This window comes from Pseudogemmatithrix spongiicola, assembly GCF_030623445.1.
Classification (GTDB): domain Bacteria; phylum Gemmatimonadota; class Gemmatimonadetes; order Gemmatimonadales; family Gemmatimonadaceae; genus Pseudogemmatithrix; species Pseudogemmatithrix spongiicola.
Genome location: NZ_CP130613.1, coordinates 482622 through 499192, shown reverse-complemented (window position 1 = coordinate 499192; position 16571 = coordinate 482622). Strand labels below are relative to the sequence as shown.

Annotated in this window: 14 protein-coding genes; 8 read left to right on the top strand and 6 right to left on the bottom strand. The window is 69.6% G+C overall.

Translation table 11 applies throughout. The annotated features are described in order from the left end of the window. Positions 1–209 precede the first annotated feature (209 nt). Genes Strain318_RS02255 through Strain318_RS02235 form a run of 5 tightly spaced genes read left to right on the top strand, consistent with a single transcriptional unit; the run spans position 210 to position 5476 of the window. Complete coding sequence (locus Strain318_RS02255; RefSeq protein WP_367886913.1) at positions 210–1430, top strand: sensor histidine kinase; 1221 nt, start codon at positions 210–212, stop codon at positions 1428–1430. Continuing rightward, positions 1427–1702 (top strand): hypothetical protein, encoded by a 276-nt coding sequence (locus Strain318_RS02250; protein WP_367886912.1) that lies wholly within the window; start codon positions 1427–1429, stop codon positions 1700–1702. Before Strain318_RS02255 ends, Strain318_RS02250 begins: the two co-directional genes overlap by 4 nt. Before the next feature lie 34 nt (positions 1703–1736). Then, positions 1737–3113 (top strand): sigma-54-dependent transcriptional regulator, encoded by a 1377-nt coding sequence (locus Strain318_RS02245; RefSeq protein ID WP_367886911.1) that lies wholly within the window; start codon positions 1737–1739, stop codon positions 3111–3113. Between the two features lie 4 nt (positions 3114–3117). Beyond that, positions 3118–4809, top strand: coding sequence for a BamA/TamA family outer membrane protein (locus tag Strain318_RS02240; RefSeq protein WP_367886910.1), 1692 nt, complete (start codon positions 3118–3120; stop codon positions 4807–4809). A 1-nt stretch (position 4810) separates the two neighbouring features. Continuing rightward, positions 4811–5476: a hypothetical protein gene (locus tag Strain318_RS02235; protein ID WP_367886909.1), complete on the top strand. Its 666-nt coding sequence runs from the start codon at positions 4811–4813 to the stop codon at positions 5474–5476. Between the two features lie 9 nt (positions 5477–5485). Here the strand turns inward: Strain318_RS02235 and Strain318_RS02230 are convergent, their stop codons facing one another. From Strain318_RS02230 to Strain318_RS02210, 5 genes are all read right to left on the bottom strand, one after another. Next, on the bottom strand, positions 5486–6427 hold the full coding sequence (locus Strain318_RS02230; RefSeq protein WP_367886306.1) for an IS481 family transposase: 942 nt from the start codon (positions 6425–6427) through the stop codon (positions 5486–5488). Between the two features lie 85 nt (positions 6428–6512). Continuing rightward, positions 6513–7115, bottom strand: a complete 603-nt coding sequence (locus Strain318_RS02225; RefSeq protein WP_367886908.1) for an HNH endonuclease — start codon at positions 7113–7115, stop codon at positions 6513–6515. Positions 7116–7166: 51 nt separating this feature from the next. After that, positions 7167–8117: a branched-chain amino acid transaminase gene (locus tag Strain318_RS02220; protein WP_367887870.1), complete on the bottom strand. Its 951-nt coding sequence runs from the start codon at positions 8115–8117 to the stop codon at positions 7167–7169. Between the two features lie 42 nt (positions 8118–8159). Further along, entirely contained in the window at positions 8160–9512 is a 1353-nt protein-coding gene (locus tag Strain318_RS02215; protein ID WP_367886907.1) for an amidohydrolase family protein, read from the bottom strand. Further along, entirely contained in the window at positions 9512–11620 is a 2109-nt protein-coding gene (locus Strain318_RS02210) for a penicillin-binding protein 1A (protein WP_367886906.1), read from the bottom strand. The genes Strain318_RS02215 and Strain318_RS02210 overlap by 1 nt, the downstream gene beginning before the upstream one ends. Before the next feature lie 52 nt (positions 11621–11672). Between Strain318_RS02210 and tyrS the strand changes: the two genes are divergently transcribed. Both tyrS and Strain318_RS02200 read left to right on the top strand, forming a co-directional pair. Continuing rightward, complete coding sequence (tyrS, locus tag Strain318_RS02205; protein WP_367886905.1) at positions 11673–12956, top strand: tyrosine--tRNA ligase; 1284 nt, start codon at positions 11673–11675, stop codon at positions 12954–12956. Between the two features lie 65 nt (positions 12957–13021). Then, complete coding sequence (locus tag Strain318_RS02200) at positions 13022–13537, top strand: hypothetical protein (RefSeq protein WP_367886904.1); 516 nt, start codon at positions 13022–13024, stop codon at positions 13535–13537. Here Strain318_RS02200 and Strain318_RS02195 read toward each other — a convergent pair. After that, the gene (locus Strain318_RS02195) at positions 13511–15187 is read right to left on the bottom strand and encodes a peptide chain release factor 3 (protein WP_367886903.1); all 1677 of its coding nucleotides are present in this window, start codon (positions 15185–15187) and stop codon (positions 13511–13513) included. The two genes, Strain318_RS02200 and Strain318_RS02195, sit on opposite strands and share 27 nt — an antisense overlap. A gap of 101 nt (positions 15188–15288) precedes the next feature. On the opposite strand from Strain318_RS02195, the gene Strain318_RS02190 reads away from it, so the two are divergent. Next, complete coding sequence (locus tag Strain318_RS02190) at positions 15289–16560, top strand: NHL repeat-containing protein (RefSeq protein WP_367886902.1); 1272 nt, start codon at positions 15289–15291, stop codon at positions 16558–16560. Positions 16561–16571 lie beyond the last annotated feature (11 nt).

Genomic DNA, 16571 nt, shown 5'->3' with positions numbered 1-16571 from the left:
CGCGGGGGAGTATCACCCGCGAGGGGGGCGCCAGCTCGACGTGCCGATGGTCGCGCCAGGAGGGCTGCGGATCATCGACGCGCCGAGCGCGTCCCGGACGGGAAAGCTAGCGCGAAACGGGCCAAATGGCAGTGGGGTGGGCACTTGGGGGCCGAAACCGAGGTCGCCAAACCCCTGCGCGGAGGTGCGGATGGGCGCAGATTTGGAACGTGCGCACGCCGCGGTTCCGGACCCGCCTCTTCCTCATCCTCGCCGCCTTCGCGTTCCTGCCAGCCTTGGTGCTGACGCTGGCGTGGAGCGGGATGACGGCGCGCATCCTCCCGCGGCTCTCGAGCGTGGGGGCCTGGGACCAGGTGGCGGAGAGCGGCGAGGCGGCAATCCGCGCGGCCCGCGAGGCCCCGGGTGCGGCGCGGACCGATTCCCTGCTCCGCCGCCACGAAGAAGAGCTCGGCGAATCCCGCGTGCAGGCCCGTCGCTTCCGATTCCTCGTGAACCGCACGGCGGCGGTCCTGCTCGGGCTCGGCCTGCTCGTGATGGTGATCATCAGTTACATCGCGTCGCGCGTCGCGGGCCACCTGAGCCGCCAGCTCTCGCGCCCACTCGACGAACTGGTCGGGTGGACCGAGCGCATCGCGCGCGGCGAGGCGCTGCCGGCACCCGGCGACGAGCAGACGAAGGGCGCGCCGGAGTTCGGCACGCTGCGCGAGCGCATGCGGACGATGGCCGTGGATCTCGAAGCGGGGCGGCGCAGCGCGATCGAAGCGGAGCGCCTTGCGGCCTTCCGTGAGTCGGCGCGACAGGTGGCGCACGAGCTGAAGAATCCGCTCACGCCGATCCGCTTCGCCGTGGCGACGCTGCGCAGCAAGGTGCCGCCGGAGCTGCGCGACACGGTCGAGGTGCTCGATGCGGAGTCGACGCGGCTCGAGGCGATGGCCAAGAATTTCGCGCAGTTCGGCCGGCTGCCCGAAGGGCCCGTCGCCGACGTCGACCTCGCGGAGCTGGCCCGGGAGACCGCGCGCGCCACCCTACCCCGCAGCGTCACGCAGGAAGTGAAGACCGATGGCGGCCCGTTCGTCGTGCGCGGTCAGCATGACGCGCTGCAGCGCGCGCTCACCAACGTCCTGCTGAACGCCGTCGATGCCACGCAGGCCCGCGGCACGGTGAGCCTGCGCATCATCGGGCGAAACGGCATGGTGACGCTGGCCGTACGGGACGACGGCGTCGGCATCCCCGCCGATGCGCTCGCGCGCATCTGGGAGCCTTACGTCACGACCAAGACCGGCGGCACCGGGCTCGGGCTGGCCATCGTGAAGCAGACGGTGGTCTCGCACGGCGGCAGCGTCGAGGCCGAGAGCGCGCCGGGCGCCGGTACCGAGATCCGACTCATCTTTCCCGCAGCGGCCGCCGCAACGGCCACGGAGCCCGCATGAACGAAGACATCCTCGCGATCGGCGGTTTCTTCTTCACCGTGATCGTGGTGACGCTCGGCCTACCGCTCGTGCGCGCGTACGTGCGGCGGCGCGAAGCCGAGCCGGCCGCGAGCACGTTGGCCCAGGAGCGACGCCTCGAGCGCATGGAACAGGCGCTGGAGACAATGGCGGTCGAGATCGAGCGCATCAGCGAAGGCCAGCGCTTCGTGACGAAGCTCCTGGCCGAGCGCGAGCAGCCGGTGAAGGCGTTGCCGCAGTCCGAGTCGCGCTAGCGGCACGGCGGATCCTCTCCCACCCCGGTTCCCCATGGCATCCGTACTCATCGTCGACGACGAACCCAACATCCGCCGCATGGTCGGCGCGCTGTTGGGCGCCGAGGGCTACGAGGTCCACGAGGCCGCCGATGCGCGCAGCGGCCTCGACAAGGCGTCGGAGACCGATCCCGATCTCGTGCTGCTCGACCTCATGATGCCGAACCCGACGGACGGGCTGGTATTGCTCGAGCAACTGCGGGAGCGCATCCCGGACCTGCCGGTCGTCATGATGTCCGGGCGCGCGGGCCTCGGGGACGCGGTCAAGGCGACGCGGCTCGGCGCGGTGAACTTCCTCGAGAAGCCGCTCACGCCCGAGGGGGTGCTGCTGGCGATCTCCGGTGCGCTTGAACTGCGTCAGGCCCGCCGCGAACGCAGCGCACTGCGCGCCGACCTCGGGCTCGCGGGTCAGCTCGTCGGCACGAGCCCGGCGATGGACGCCGTGAAGGCGATGATCGCGCGCGTGGCCCCGAGCGACGCGCGCGTGCTGATCACGGGCGAGAGCGGCACGGGCAAGGAGCTGGTGGCCGCCGCGATCCACGCGCAGAGCCCGCGGCGCGAGAAGCCGTTCGTGCGCGTGAACTGCGCGGCGATCCCCCGCGACCTCGTGGAGAGCGAGATGTTCGGCCACGAGCGCGGTGCCTTCACCGGCGCGACGGAGCGTCGCATCGGCCGCTTCGAGATGGCCCACACGGGCACGCTGCTGCTCGACGAAGTCGGCGAACTCTCGGCCGAGGCGCAGGCCAAGCTGCTGCGCGCGATCGAAGCGCGGGAAATCGAGCGCGTGGGCGGCGGGCGGCACATCAAGGTGGACGTGCGCGTGCTCGCGGCGACGAACCGCGACTTGGCGAAGGAAGTGCGCGAGGGGCGATTCCGCGAGGATCTCTACTTCCGGTTGAACGTCATCCCGATGTCCGTGCCGCCGCTGCGCGAGCATCCGGGCGACATCCCCGACCTCGTCCTGCATTTCGCGACGCTGCACCGACGCCGCAGCGGCCAGCCCGCGCCGACGTGGAGTGGCGCCGCCGTGGACGCGATGACGCGGTACCGCTGGCCGGGCAACGTGCGCGAGTTGGCGAACATCGTGGAGCGCCTGGCAATCCTGCACGCGGGCCAGGAGATCACGGCCGATCACGTGCTCGAGGTGCTGCCGACGCTGGACATCGCGACGTCGGCACCGGCGGCCCTGCCTGCCGCCGACCGACTGGAGATGGGGTTGAGCGACCAGCTCGACGAGTACGAGCGCCTCCTCATCCAGCGCGCGCTGCAGGCGGCGAACGGCGTCGTGGCCGAGGCGGCGCGGCGGCTGCAGACGGACCGTCCGAACCTGTATCGCCGGATGCGCCGACTCGGCATTTCCGGGGTAGAGTGACGCCATGACCTACGTGGAGCGACCGATGCGGCAGGCAATGGCAGTGGTGATGGCACTCGTGATGGCGGCGGCGCCGGCGGCGGCGCAGCGCAGTGTTTCCGGGCAGGCGGTCTCGCTGTGGAACAACCCGTCGACAACAAGGGTGATCGGCGCCTACGACGTGCCCGCCGGCGCCGAAGCGAGCGGCACGATCGGCGTGCTCAACGGACCGGCGGTCATCGCGGGAACGTTGCGGGGCACGCTCGTGGCGATCAACGCGGACGTGCGCTTGGTGAGCGGCGCGCGGATCACCGGTGACGTGATCGTCGTGGGTGGCAGCGTGCAGCGCGCGGACGGCGTGACGGTGGATGGCGAGACTCGCGTGCAGGCGGAGCTGCTGCGCTACACGCTGGACGGCGAGCGCATCGAGCCCGAGGGCTTCACGCCCGGCGACTGGCGTCCGCGCATCGGCGAGGGTGACGTGCGGCGCACGGCGTACACCGAGCTGTTCTTCACCGCCGCGCGCACCTACAACCGCGTCGAGGGATTGCCGGTGACGATCGGCCCGCGTTTCCGGCGCACGACGGATTGGGGGCGGGTGGACATCGAGGCGCTGGGCGTGCTGCGCATTGCGGAGCCGATGCGCTGGGACCGCAGCACGATCGGCCACGATGCTCGGACCGAAGTACGGCTCGGCAAGGATTACGGGCTGGTGCTCGGCGGTCGCCTGTTCGACGTGATCGAGCCGATCGAAGACTGGCAGCTGCGCAACGCCGAAGCGGGCCTCTTGGCCTTCGTCATGCGTCGCGACCTGCGCGACCACTACGGGCGACATGGCGCCGAGGCGAGCATCGGCGGCCGCATCGGCGAGGAGCTGGCGCTCAAGGCGGCATTCGGCAGCGAGCGCTGGCGCTCGGTGAACGTGCGGAACGCGCTGTCGCTGTTCAACGACCGGACGCCGTGGCGGGTGAATCCCGACGTGGACATCGGGACGATGCACTTGTTGAGCCTGCGGCTCGACATCGACACGCGGGAGCGCGTGCGAGCCCCGTGGCTCGGCGGCTGGTATGTGGCGGCCGATATCGAGCGCGGACGCGGCACGCTGAACCGCACGCTACAGCCGATCTTCGGCTACGGCCCAGCGACGGACGTCGAGTACACGCGCGGGTTCCTCGATGCGCGGCGGTACACCAATCTCTCGCCCGGCACGCAGCTGAACCTGCGCATCGTGACCGCTGGCCAGCTGGGCGGCAACGAGTTGCCGCTGCAGCGGAAGTTCTCGGTCGGCGGCCCGGGCTCGATCGAAGGCTACGACTTTCGGCGCGCGCCGTACGACGCCGATGTGTTCACCTGCGGCGGCATTGCGACGATGGACGGCCGCGCGACGCTCTGCGACCGGATCGCGTTGGCGCAGGTGGAGCTGCGCCAGGACTTCCGTGTGAATTGGGTGCGCACGGACTGGAACGACGATTGGTGGCGCCCGGGCTTCAACGGACGCGGGCAGTGGGTGCTCTTCGCCGACGCGGGGCGCGGCTGGACGGTCGGTGACGGGCCGGCGGAGGTGCGATTCGACAAGGGCATTCCGCCGCTCAGCAGCTTCCGCACCTCGCTCGGGCTCGGCCTCGATTTCGGCGGACTCGGCGTGTACCTCGCGAAGGCCGTGTCGACGCCGGAGGAGAAGGTGAACGTGCTGATCCGTCTGGGGCGCCGCTTCTGAGATGATGCGGCGCGCCTTCCTCGTGGCGGTGCTGGCGACGGCCTTCGGGTCGCCGCTGGCAGCGCCATTGGCGGCACAGCGTCCGGGGTTGGTCATCCAGCTGCCGGCGGCGGCGCGCGTCACGCAGGACGGACCGCTGGTGCATGCGCGCAACGTGCTGACGGATGCGCGGATGCGCGAGTTGTTGGAGGCGGGCTTTCCCGCGCGGCTGCGGTATCGCGTGGAGCTGTGGTCCGACGAGCGCTTCACGGACGAGTTGCACCGCACCGCCGAGTGGGAGGTGCTGGTGCGCTGGCGCGGGACGGACCAGCGCTACGAGGTGAGCCAGCGCGTCGGCGAGCGCGTGCTCTCGCTAGGGACGTTCCAGCACATCGACGACGCCGAGGCGGCGGTGGAGCGTCCGTTGCGCGTCCCGCTGGCAGCGCCGGCGCGGAACCGACGGTACTACTACCAGGCCTCGCTCGAGGTGCGGACGCTGAGCGTGAGCGACCTCGACGAAGTGAATGCGTGGCTGCGCGGCGAGCTCACGCCGGCGATGCGCGGGCGGGGCAACCCGGGGACGGCGCTGACGCGCGGCGTCCGCAACCTCACGACGCGCCTGCTCGGCGGTGAGCGTCGCGAGTACAGCGCGCGGTCGAGCGTGTTCCGCCCGCCGCGCGCGGACTAGATGTCGGTTCTAAGGACGTTGTTCACGCTGCATGAGGAAGTGGAGCAGCGGCGGGACGCGGCCGAGCGACCGGTGCGGCCGTTCGACGTTGTAGCAATCTAGGAAGTCGGGCAGCGCCGCGTTGCGGTGCGCCGAGGTCCGGTATGGCTTCTTGTAGGCCCAGCGGCGGAGCGCGGTCTGGATGAAGCGCTCCGCCTTGCCGTTCGTCTGCGGGCGGTAGGGCTTGGTGCGCAGGTGCCGGATCCCGTGCGCGGCCAGCGCGGCCTGCACCGCGTGGCTCGTGTACGCCTTGGCGTTGTCGGTCATCACACCGGTGACGGCGATGCCCAGCTGCGCAAACCAGCGGCGCGCCGCCTCGAGGAAGCGGGTGCACGCCGCCGCGTCCTGTGTCGGTAGCAGCGCCGCGTACGCGAGCCGCGTCGCGTCGTCGACCGCGACGTGGAGATGGTCCTGCCCGAGCCCCCGACGGCGGCCGACCTTCGAGCGGTTGCCGTGCGCGCGATGGCCCGCCGTGACGAAGCGATCGAGGGCCTTCGTGTCGACATGCACGAGCTCGCCGGGCGTCTCGCGCTGGTAGCGCGGCCCGCCCGTCGCCCCCGGGCCCTTCAGCCGGCCCTGGCCCGCGCGCGTGAGGACCCGGCCCACGGTCGAGACCGCGAGCCCGAGCCGCTCCGCGATCTCCGGCCCGGTGAGCCGCGTCGCGCGCAGGCGGAGAATCCGCTCGATGAGCGCCGGCCGCGTGGCGGTCGGCGAGCGATGCGGGCGCGAGGAGCGGTCGGCCAGCGCCGCCCAGCCCCCGGCCGCGAAGCGGCGCAGCCACTTGTAAGCCGTGCTCGGGCTGATGTGGAGGGCCGCGGCGACGGCGCGCACCGGCTCGCCGTCGAGGACCACCCGGCGGACGAGCTCGGCTCGCCCCCAGGCGGTCAATCGCGCATTGTTGTGGATGTTCACTGAGGCCTCTGGCTGAAGGTTGGGTGGCTCGCACCTCCAGCTTCCTCAGTTATGCCTCAGTGAACAACCTCTTTAGAACCGACAACTAGAGCGCCTGCGCCTCGGGCGGCAGCGCGCCGCCGTGGCGCCGCTCCATGGCCTCGAGCTGTCGCACCACATCGCCGCCATAGAAGAGCTTGATGTAGCGCGCCTGCGTGGGCGTGAGGCGACGCACCGCCCAGGAGAGATGCACGAAGTGCGGCTCCACGGGCGGATGCGCGAGGTGCATGCCGATCTCGGTGAGGAGATGGTCGGCCTTGCGCGTGTTGCAGGGCGAGCAGGCGGTGACGACGTTGGTCCAGACGTTGAGGCCGCCGCGCGAGATCGGGATGACGTGGTCGCGCGTCAGCGATTCGCGGGGGCGCAGCTCGTAGCTCGCGCGGCCGCAGTACTGGCAGCGGTAGCCGTCGCGGGCGAAGAGGAAGGTGTTCGTGACCTGGCGGCGGAAGCGCCGCGGGACGTGGACGAACTTGCGGAGGCGGATGACCACCGGGCGCGGCACGGCCATGCGTTCGGAGCGCACCGCCTTCCCGCGGTCGGACTCGACGATCTCGGCCTTGCCATCGATGACGAGACGGAGGGCGCGCTTGAGCGGCACCATCGTCAACGGTTCGAAGGACGCGTTGAGCGCGAGACAGCCGACGGTCACATCCACCTCCTCAAGTGAGGGCTTCGAGTGCGATGACCGTCGGCGGGACGGTCAACTCCTCTTCGCCGGGGGCACCGGGGTCAGCCAGCCTCTGGTGTCGGGCTGCTGGCCGGTGGCTATCGCGAGGAACCGCTCCTGGATCGCCTTCGTCACGGGGCCTCGCTTCCCCGCGCCGATGGGACTCTTGTCGATGCTCCGGACCGGCGTGATCTCGGCCGCCGTGCCGGTGAAGAAGATCTCGTCCGCGATGAGCAGGAACTCGCGCGGCATGAGCAGTTCCTTAACCTCGTACCCCAGATCGCGGGCGATTGCCACGACTGCGTCACGCGTGATGCCGTTGAGGATGCTCGCCGAGAGCGGCGCGGTGTAGAGCACGCCGTCGCGAACGACGAACAAGTTCTCGCCGCTGCCCTCCGACACGTGGCCGTGCACGTCGAGCATGATGCCTTCGACGTAGCCATCGCCGCGCGCTTCCATCTTGGAGAGCTGCGAGTTGAGGTAGTTGCCGCCGGCCTTGGCCATCGTCGGGAACGTGCCCGGCGCGGCGCGACGCCAGCTGCTCACCGTCACGTCCACGCCTTCCTCGAGCGCGTCGTGACCGAGGTAGGCACCCCAGCGCCAGCAGATCACGAAGGTCTCGACCGGCGCATTCGTGGGCAACACGCCCATTTCCTGCCCGGCACGCACGGCGAGCGGGCGGATGTAGCAGTGGTCGAGGCCGTTGGCCGTAATGGTATCCGTGACCGCCGCGCAGAGCTCGTCGAGCGAGTACTTGAGCGGCATGCGGTAGATCTTGGCCGAGTCCTGGAAGCGCCGCATGTGCTCGCGCAGCCGGAACACCGCACCGCCGGCCGGCGTCTTGTAGGCACGGATGCCCTCGAAGATGCTCGAGCCGTAGTGCACGACGTGGCTCATGACGTGCAGCTGCGCGTCGTCCCAGGGGACGAGCTTGCCGTCACGCCAGATGAGGTCGGTGGCTCCGGAGCCGCGGGACAATGGCAGACCTAACAGGGGAGATGTGAGACGGTACGTACCGCTGGGAAGCTAATTCAACGATTGCGACTCGCGCCACCGCCGGAGGCGGCGGCTGGCGTCATCCACGCGAGTGGCATGTGCCACGTTGGACGACGCAACAAGGCCGTCCCGCTGCAGTTCGCGACCGGCGACGACCGTGCGCAGGGCCCGCGCCGGTTTGAGGTGCGCGTCGCGCAGGAGCGCCGCGTAGACGTCCTCTTCCCGCTCCACGGACACGGCAAACGCGGCGAGGTCCGCCTGTTTGCCGGGCTCGAGCGACCCGATGGCCTCGTCGAGCCCCAGCGCCTCGGCGCCGCCCAACGTCGCCAGGCGGAACGCCTTCGCCCAGGAAAGGGCGTGCTCGTCGGCCAGCACGATGCGTTGGCCCACGGCCGCAGCCCATCCCTCCTTGAGCAAGTCCATGGAAGCGTTCGAAGCAAGTGAGTCGGTGCCGAGTCCGACCTTCACACCCTGCCGTAGCATCTCGTGCACGGGGGCCAGGCCTTCCTGCAGGGTCGTGTTCGAGAACGGGCAGTGCGCGACGCCGCAGCCCGCGTTGGCGATGCGACGGATGCCGTCGTCACTGACTTGCACGGCGTGGATCAGCAGGGTGCGCGGACGCAGGAGCGCCGCACGTTCGATGACGTCGAGCGGCTCCTTGCCGCGCGGCGGCGTGGCGATGCCGCGCCGCTGGAGGAACGCGGCGAACTCGCCGTCGCCGTGCGTGACGAGCCGCGATTCGGCCTCGCTCTCGGCGATGTGCACCGCCACCGGCAGCCGCTCACGGCGCGCGAGCTCCGCAACCGCAGCGTACAGCGCATCGCTCACCGAGTACGGCGCATGCGGCGACACGCCGACCTGCACCAGCTCCGTCGCGCGCTGCCGCATCGCCGCGACCTGGTCGGCGAGCGTCGCGAGATTCTTCTCGGCGTCCTTCGGATCGGGGCCGAAGACCTCGCGATAGCAGATCCCGCGGACCCCCATCGCGCGCATCGCGTCGAAGGCCGCGGCGTTCGGCGCGGTATCGGCATAGGTCGTCACGCCGCGGCGCAGGCCCTCGGCGATCCCCTGCGATGCCGAGGCTAGGAGGTCGTCGTCATCGAGCATGGCGATGGCACGCGTCAGCGTGCGGACCCAGTCAAAGAACGACAGGCCGACGAGGCATCCGCGCAGCACCGTGAGATCGAGATGCGTGTGCGCATTGACGAGGCCCGGCGTGAGGATGGCGTCGCCGAGCTCTTCGTCGCGGCCCGCGGCAGGCGCGTGCCGACGCTCGCCAACCCACACGATGCGATCCTCCTCGGTGATGACGGTGCCGTCGGCGATCGGTGGCGATACCACCGGGACGACCCAGCGCGCGTGCCAGCGGACGCGCGCCGTCATCAGGGAAAGAGTCTCCGCGGGCACTCCTGCAGCGGCTCGGTGCCGGTGATGAAGAACTCGGTGCGGATGGTGTCGGAGATGCAGCCGAGTCCAGCGCGCAGGCCGGTGGCGGGATCGATGGGAATCGCGAGCACGCCCGGCGGCCGCGGCCAGTCGGGCGGCGCCGGCTTGCGCTCGTAGACCTCGCGCATGAAGCTGGCCCACGCGGGCGCCGCGAGTCGCCCGCCCTGCGCCTGGCCCATGATCTCCTTCGGCTGGTCGAAACCGATCCACACGCCAGCGACGAGATCGGCAGTGAAGCCGACGAACCAGACATCGGTGTAGTCGTTGGTCGTGCCCGTCTTGCCGCCGGCGGGATGCGTGAAGCCTTCGCTGCGGACGCGCGTGCCGGAACCGGCACGGATCACGTCCTTCAACATGTCGACCATCACCCACGATTCCTCGCGCGAGAGCACCTGGATGCGCTCCGGGTCGGCCTGATAGAGCCGACGGCCATCGAGCGTCTCGACGCGCAGGATCGGGTTCGGCGCGGTGCGCCAGCCGAGGTTGGCGAAGGTCGAGTACGCGGCGACCATTTCCAGCGGATACACGTCGGCCGAGCCGAGCGCGATGGACGGGTACGGCGGCACGCGCGTCGTGAGGCCGAACTGCTTGGCCATGTCGACGACGCTGCCTTCTCCGATCTCCATCGTGAGGCGGATGGCCGGCAGGTTGCGCGAGAACATGAGGGCGCGACGCAGCGTGACGCGGCCCTCGAACTTGAGGTCGTAGTTGTTCGGCGACCACACGGTACCGTCGAGCTGCGGCACTTCGATCGGTTCGTCGTCGATGAAGTACGCCGGCGTGCGGCCCGAGCGGATGGCCGTGGCGTAGACGATCGGCTTGAAGGTCGAGCCGGGCTGGCGCAGGGCCTGCGTGGCACGGTTGAACTTGGAATCGTCGAAGTCGCGGCCGCCGACGAGGGCGCGCACCGCGCCGGTGCGTGGATCGAGCGCGATGAAGCTGGCCTGGAGGTAGGGCGAGTTGTTGCCGCTGCCGGCGGCATCGCCGGCGGCGGCGCGCGCGAGGTACTCCTCGTAGGTCGTCTGCGTGTACGGGCCCCACGTGTTCGCCTCGATGGCGCGCAACTGGCGTTCAACGGCACGCTCCGCCGCGCCCTGCATGTCGAGGTCCAGCGTGGTGAGCACGCGCAGCCCGCTTTCGTAGACTTGCCGCCCGAAGCGCTGCTCGAGCTCCGTGCGCACCCATTCGACGAAGTACGGCGCGGGATCTCCCGCCCCGCGGGCCGAGCGGTTGAGGCGCAACGGGTAGGCCTTGGCGATGCTCGCGTCGGCATCCGACAGCGCGCCTTCGCGGCGCATGAGCTCGAGGATGGTGTTGCGGCGCTGGATGGCGCGGTCGGGGAAACGCCGCGGGTTGTAGCGTGAGGGCGCCTTCGGCAACGCGGCCAGCATGGCGCCTTCGGCAACCGTGATCTCGCTGACCGGCCGCCCGAAGTAGCGCTGCGACGCGGCTTCGACGCCGTAGGCGCCCGCGCCGAGGGCGATCTGGTTCAGATACAGCTCGAGGACGCGCTCCTTGGGAAAGCGCGCTTCGATGCGCCGCGCCACCTTCGCCTCGCGGAACTTGCGGACGATGTTGTTGTACGCACTCCCTGCCTTGGACCGCGACGGCAGCTGGGCCGGGAAGATGTTGCGCGCCAACTGCATCGTGATGGTCGAGAAGCCTTCCGAGAGACCGCCCGCCTTGAGGTTGGCGATCACCGCGCCGAAGACGCGGATGTAGTCCACGCCGTGGTGCTGGTAGAAGCGCTTGTCCTCCGTGATGACGAAGGCGTCGACCACGTGGCGCGGGATGTCATCGAGGGCCACGACGGACCGGCGCTCCAGGCCGATCTCACCGATGAAGCGGCCGTCGGCGGCGTAGAGGCGCGCTGGTTCGGCCGGCTTGTACTCGGCGAACTGCTCGATGCTCGGGCAGGTCTCGTCGGAGCAGAGGAAGAAGCCCCACCAGACGCCGAACACGAGGAGTCCGAAGACGCTGAGGCCGGCGCCGACGAGGGTCGCGCGGAGGAGGAACTTCTTGAGCCGGGGGTACTTGTTCAGCACTCGGGAAAGCTAGCCAAGTGACTTCCCCTCCCGCGACCCGTATTTTGCTGGGATGACGTCCCCGACCTCCCTGCACGACGAGCTGCGCTGGCGCGGCCTGCTCCATCAAGAGACCGAAGGCTGCGAGGCCCACCTCGCGAAGGGTCCGGTGACGGGCTACTGCGGCTTCGATCCCACGGCCGAGAGCCTGCACGTGGGCAACTTGGTCTCGCTGATGGGCCTGGTGCGCCTGGCGCGGGCCGGGCACAAGGCCGTGGCGCTGGTGGGTGGCGGCACGGCGATGATCGGCGACCCCTCGGGCAAGAGCGAGGAGCGCCCGATGCGGTCCACCGAGGAGATCGCCGCCAATGCGGAGCTCATCTGGCAGCAGATCCAGCGGGTGGCACAGAACGCGCTGGGCGCCGATGCCCTGCCCCGCTTTGCCGTGCGCAACAACGCCGAGTGGCTGGGCGGCATCGGGCTGATCGAGTTCCTGCGCGACACCGGCAAGCATTTCACGGTGAATTGGATGATGCAGAAGGACTCCGTGAAGACGCGCATGGAGACCGGCATCAGCTTCACCGAGTTCAGCTACATGCTGCTGCAGGCCTACGACTTCTCGCGGCTGTACGCCAAGGACGGCGTAACGCTGCAGCTCGGCGGCAGCGACCAGTGGGGCAACATCACGGCGGGCACCGAATTGGTGCGGCGCACGCAGCGCGGGGAGGCGCATGGGCTGACGTTCCCGCTGCTCACGGACGCGCAGGGGAAGAAGTTCGGGAAGACGGAAGCGGGCGCGGTGTACCTCGATGCCAAGCTCACGAGCGTCTACAAGTTCTATCAGTTCTGGATCAATGCTGAAGACGCCGATGTCGGGCGTCTGCTGCGGACGTTTACGCTGCTCGATGCGGCGGAGATCGCGTCCATCGAGGCCGCACACGCGGCGGCTCCGCATGAGCGTGGGGCGCAGAAGCGGTTGGCGCGGGAGGTCACGTCGCTGATCCACGGCGTGGCGGCTGCCGAGCTCGCCGAATCGGTCTCGAAGACGGTTTTTGACAAGAAGGCCGATGCGCATGCGCTCAGCGACGAGGTGTTCGCGATGCTGGCGGCGGAAATGCCGTCCGTGTCGGTGACGCCGACGGCGGAGGGCGTGGACATCGTCGCGGTGCTCGCCGATGCGTTCGGACTCTCGAAGACCGCCGCGCGCAAGTTGGTGCAGCAGGGCGCGGTGAGCGTCAACGGCGAGAAGCTCGGCGCCGAGGCGACGCATGTGGCCGCCGACCGCGCCGTGCGCGGGCGCTGGATGCTCGTGCGGAAGGGCGCTCGAGAGATCGGAATCGTCGACGCGAACGGCTGACGCAGAAACCGCGGTGGCCGGCGGCCGTAGAGGGCGATGTGGCTCCCCTCTCCCCGGATACTTCGATGACCGACCGCCTGCGGCTGTGGTTCACGGCGAGCGTCGCGCTGGTGACCTGTGCACTTCTCACGTGGCAGCAGCTGCACGGCGGCGTTCCAGCGCACAGCTTTCTTTCGCGCGACGACATGCCGAGCATCTCGAACTGGTGGGGCGCGCTGAGCCTTCCGCTCTTCACGTGGTTCGCCGTTGGCAACACCCAGCGGCGAGTGGCACTCGGGCGCAGCAGCAACCGGTCGGCCGTGATGGCCGCGATCGGCGCCGCCGCGTTTGGAACCGTGCTGGCGGTTTCGTACTCGCTGGGCTACTCGGAAGTGCCGCGACTACAGGTGCGCTTGCTGCCGCTCCTGGCACTCGCTCTCCCGATCTATCGCGCCGAATACCTACTCGGCTTCGTGCTCGCCCTGAGCTACACCTTCGGTGGCGTGCTGCCGATTGTGATCGGATCCATCTTCGCACTGGGCGGCAGCGTGGTGCACCTCGCTCCCCGCTGGCTCCTACGGCGCTTCCGTGTGAAACACTAAGCCCTGCTCTCCCGCCTTGTCCGTCGCCCAGCGCAGCCGCCACTCGTCGCGGAACACGAGCACGAAGTTCTCCTTCGAATCGCGCAGCAGCGTGAGATCCTGCGCCTCACCCAGCCGGCGGATTGCGGCCTCGGGCCCCGTGACCCACCGCGGGAAGCGATACGGCATCATCTCTAGCGTGCAGGGCGCGCCGTACTCGTTCTCGAGGCGGTGCACCATGACGTCGAACTGCAGCATGCCCACCGCGCCGACGATCGGCACGGGCCCCATCATCGACTCGGCGAAGAAGGCCTGCGCCGCGCCTTCGTCGGAGAGCTCGCGCAGGCCCTTGTCGAGCGCCTTCCGGCGCAGCGGATCCTTGGAGAGGATGCGCGCGAAGTGCTGCGGCGCGAAGCGCGGGATGCCGACGTACTCCAGCAGCTTGCCGCCCTCGGCCCTGGGGGCGCCTGCGGCGGCGAGCGTGTCGCCGATGCGCAGTGACCCGCGGTCGTGCACGCCGACGACGTCGCCAGGCAGCGCCTGCTCGGCGAAGGCCCGCTCGCGGCCGAGGAACTGCTGCGGCGGCGCGAGCTTGAAGGTCTTGCCCGTACGCACATGCGTAACTTCGAGGCCGGCCGCGTAGCGTCCGCTGCAGACGCGCAGGAAGGCGACGCGGTCGCGGTGCCGCGGGTCCATGTTCGCCTGCACCTTGAACACGAAGCCCGTGAAGGCCTCGCCGCTGGGTTCGATGCGACCGGCGTTGCTGTCGCGGCCGACCGGCGCAGGCGCGAGCGGCAGGAAGTCCTCGAGGAAGGGCTCGACGCCGAAGTTGGTGAGCGCCGAGGCGAAGTACACGGGCGTCATCTCGCCGCTGGCGATGGCGGCGGGATCGAATTCATGGCCGGCCATGTCGAGCAGCTCGATGTCGTGCGCGAGCTTCTCCACCGCCTGCAGCGCCTCGTCGGTGTTGCCGAGCGCCTCGAGCAGCTTGGGGTCGTTGGGCCCGTCGAGGGCGATGGACGTCGTGGCGACCTTGTCGGCCCCGTGCTTCTCGTCGCGCTCGAAGAGGAAGGCGCGCTTGTTGCGGCGGTCGTAGACCCCGCGGAACATCGTGCCGTGCACCGCGTCGCTCATATGGATCGGCCAGTGCGCGGCGACGGCGATGATGCCGAGCTCGGCTTCGACGTCCGAGACCAGCTTGAGCGGATCCTCACCGACGCGGTCGCACTTGTTGACGACCGTGAAGATGGGCATGCGGCGGCGACGGCACACGTCGAAGAGCTGGCGCGTGCGCTCCTCGACGCCCTTGCGGTTGTCGAGCAGCATGACGACCGAGTCCGCGGCGACGAGCGTACGGAAGGTGTCTTCGCCGAAGTCGGCGTGGCCGGGCGTGTCGAGGAGATTGACCTGGAAGCCGTGGTACTCGAACTGCAGCACGGAGCTCGTGACCGAGATGCCGCGCTCCTGCTCGAGGGCCATCCAGTCGGAGGTGGCGTGCTTCTGCGCCTTGCGCGCCTTCACGGAGCCGGCTTGGTGGATGGCGCCGCCGTAGAGCAGCAGCTTCTCCGTCAGCGTGGTCTTGCCCGCGTCGGGGTGCGAGATGATGGCGAAGGTGCGGCGTCGCGCGATCTGGTCGGCGAGGGCGGCACCCGAGAGAGCGGGGGCGGTCACGTGGGAAATCTAATCCGGTCCCGCCCCCGCCCCGTTGCGGAGTCCGGTACCACCTCACAGGTTCTGGCGTCCGCACCGAACCTGCCAGCACAGGAGTCTAGATGCCTGCACGCAACCGTCCGTTCCTCGCCGCCGCCGTCGCGCTCGTCGGCATTGCCGTCGCCTGCGGGGAGCCCGCCATCACGATCAGCGCGTCCGTCACGCGCAGCGACTCGGCAGGCGTCACTATCGTCACGCTTGGGGACTCGCTGACAGCGTACACCGCGATCACCGCGAGTGACTCGGTGACGCTGCGGGGTGCCCCGGAGGATCTGTTCGCCAACAATCCGCAGATCGTAATTCCGCTGCGCGATGGTCGCACCCTGCTCGGCGACGGGCAGGTCGTGGCGTCCTTCGACTCGTCTGGCGCGTATAGCCGCATCGCGATGCCGAAGGGACGTGGTCCGGGCGAGATCACCACGCTCTCGGGCCTCTGGCAGACCGCCGACGATTCGCTCTGGGCAGTGGATCCGTCGACGCGGCGCATCTCGCGCTTCGGTCCTGACCTCACGTTCGCGCGTAGCATCGAGTATCCCCGTTTCGGCGACTCGAGCGCGCTCTCGCTGTACGGCGTGCTCAACCGCGACACGACGGCTGTCGTCGAGTTCAACTTCTCCGATCCGCCGGGCGGCGTGGGCGTGATTCCGATTGAGTACCGCATCGGCATCTGGGTAATGGGCGGTGCCGCGGCCATCGGCGACACGCGCCAATTCGGCGTCAGCCAGCGCTTCGCGCCGGGGATCGTGCCACCGGGATTCGGAATGATCCCACCATACTCGCCGAGTGCCCAGTGGCGCAGCTACGGCCGCTGCATGATCTACGGGTATCCCGAGCGCTGGGAGCTGCGCATCGAGTCTCCCGACGGGACCGGACGCTTCTCGACCGTCGCGTCACTCTGGGCGCCCCGCATGCTCGGCGAGATCGTCACTCCGGAACGCAAGGCGCGGCACATCGAGGAGCAGATCGCGCGCTATCCGGCCCGCAACAGTGAGTTTCCGAAAGAGCAGTTCGAACGCGCCATGCGCGAACACGTCACATTCGCGGAGCGCGTCCCGGCTTTTGGCCGCATCCTCGTCAGCGACGACGGCGCCATCTGGGTGCAACGGTATCGCGAATCCGCCGAGATGGAGCGGGACCATTGGATGATCGTCGACCCGCACGGTGTGCGCGCGTGGCGCTTCGAGCTGCCGACCGGCTCCCGGTTGCTGGCCGTGCGCCCGCAAGGGGCTTTCGTCGCGACCCGCGACGCTGACGACGTGGAAACGCAGCGCTGGTTGCGTCTGCCGCAGCTGAACGACGTGAGGCCGATTCCCGCCTGCCGGCAGACGCCCTGACGCGGCTCGCC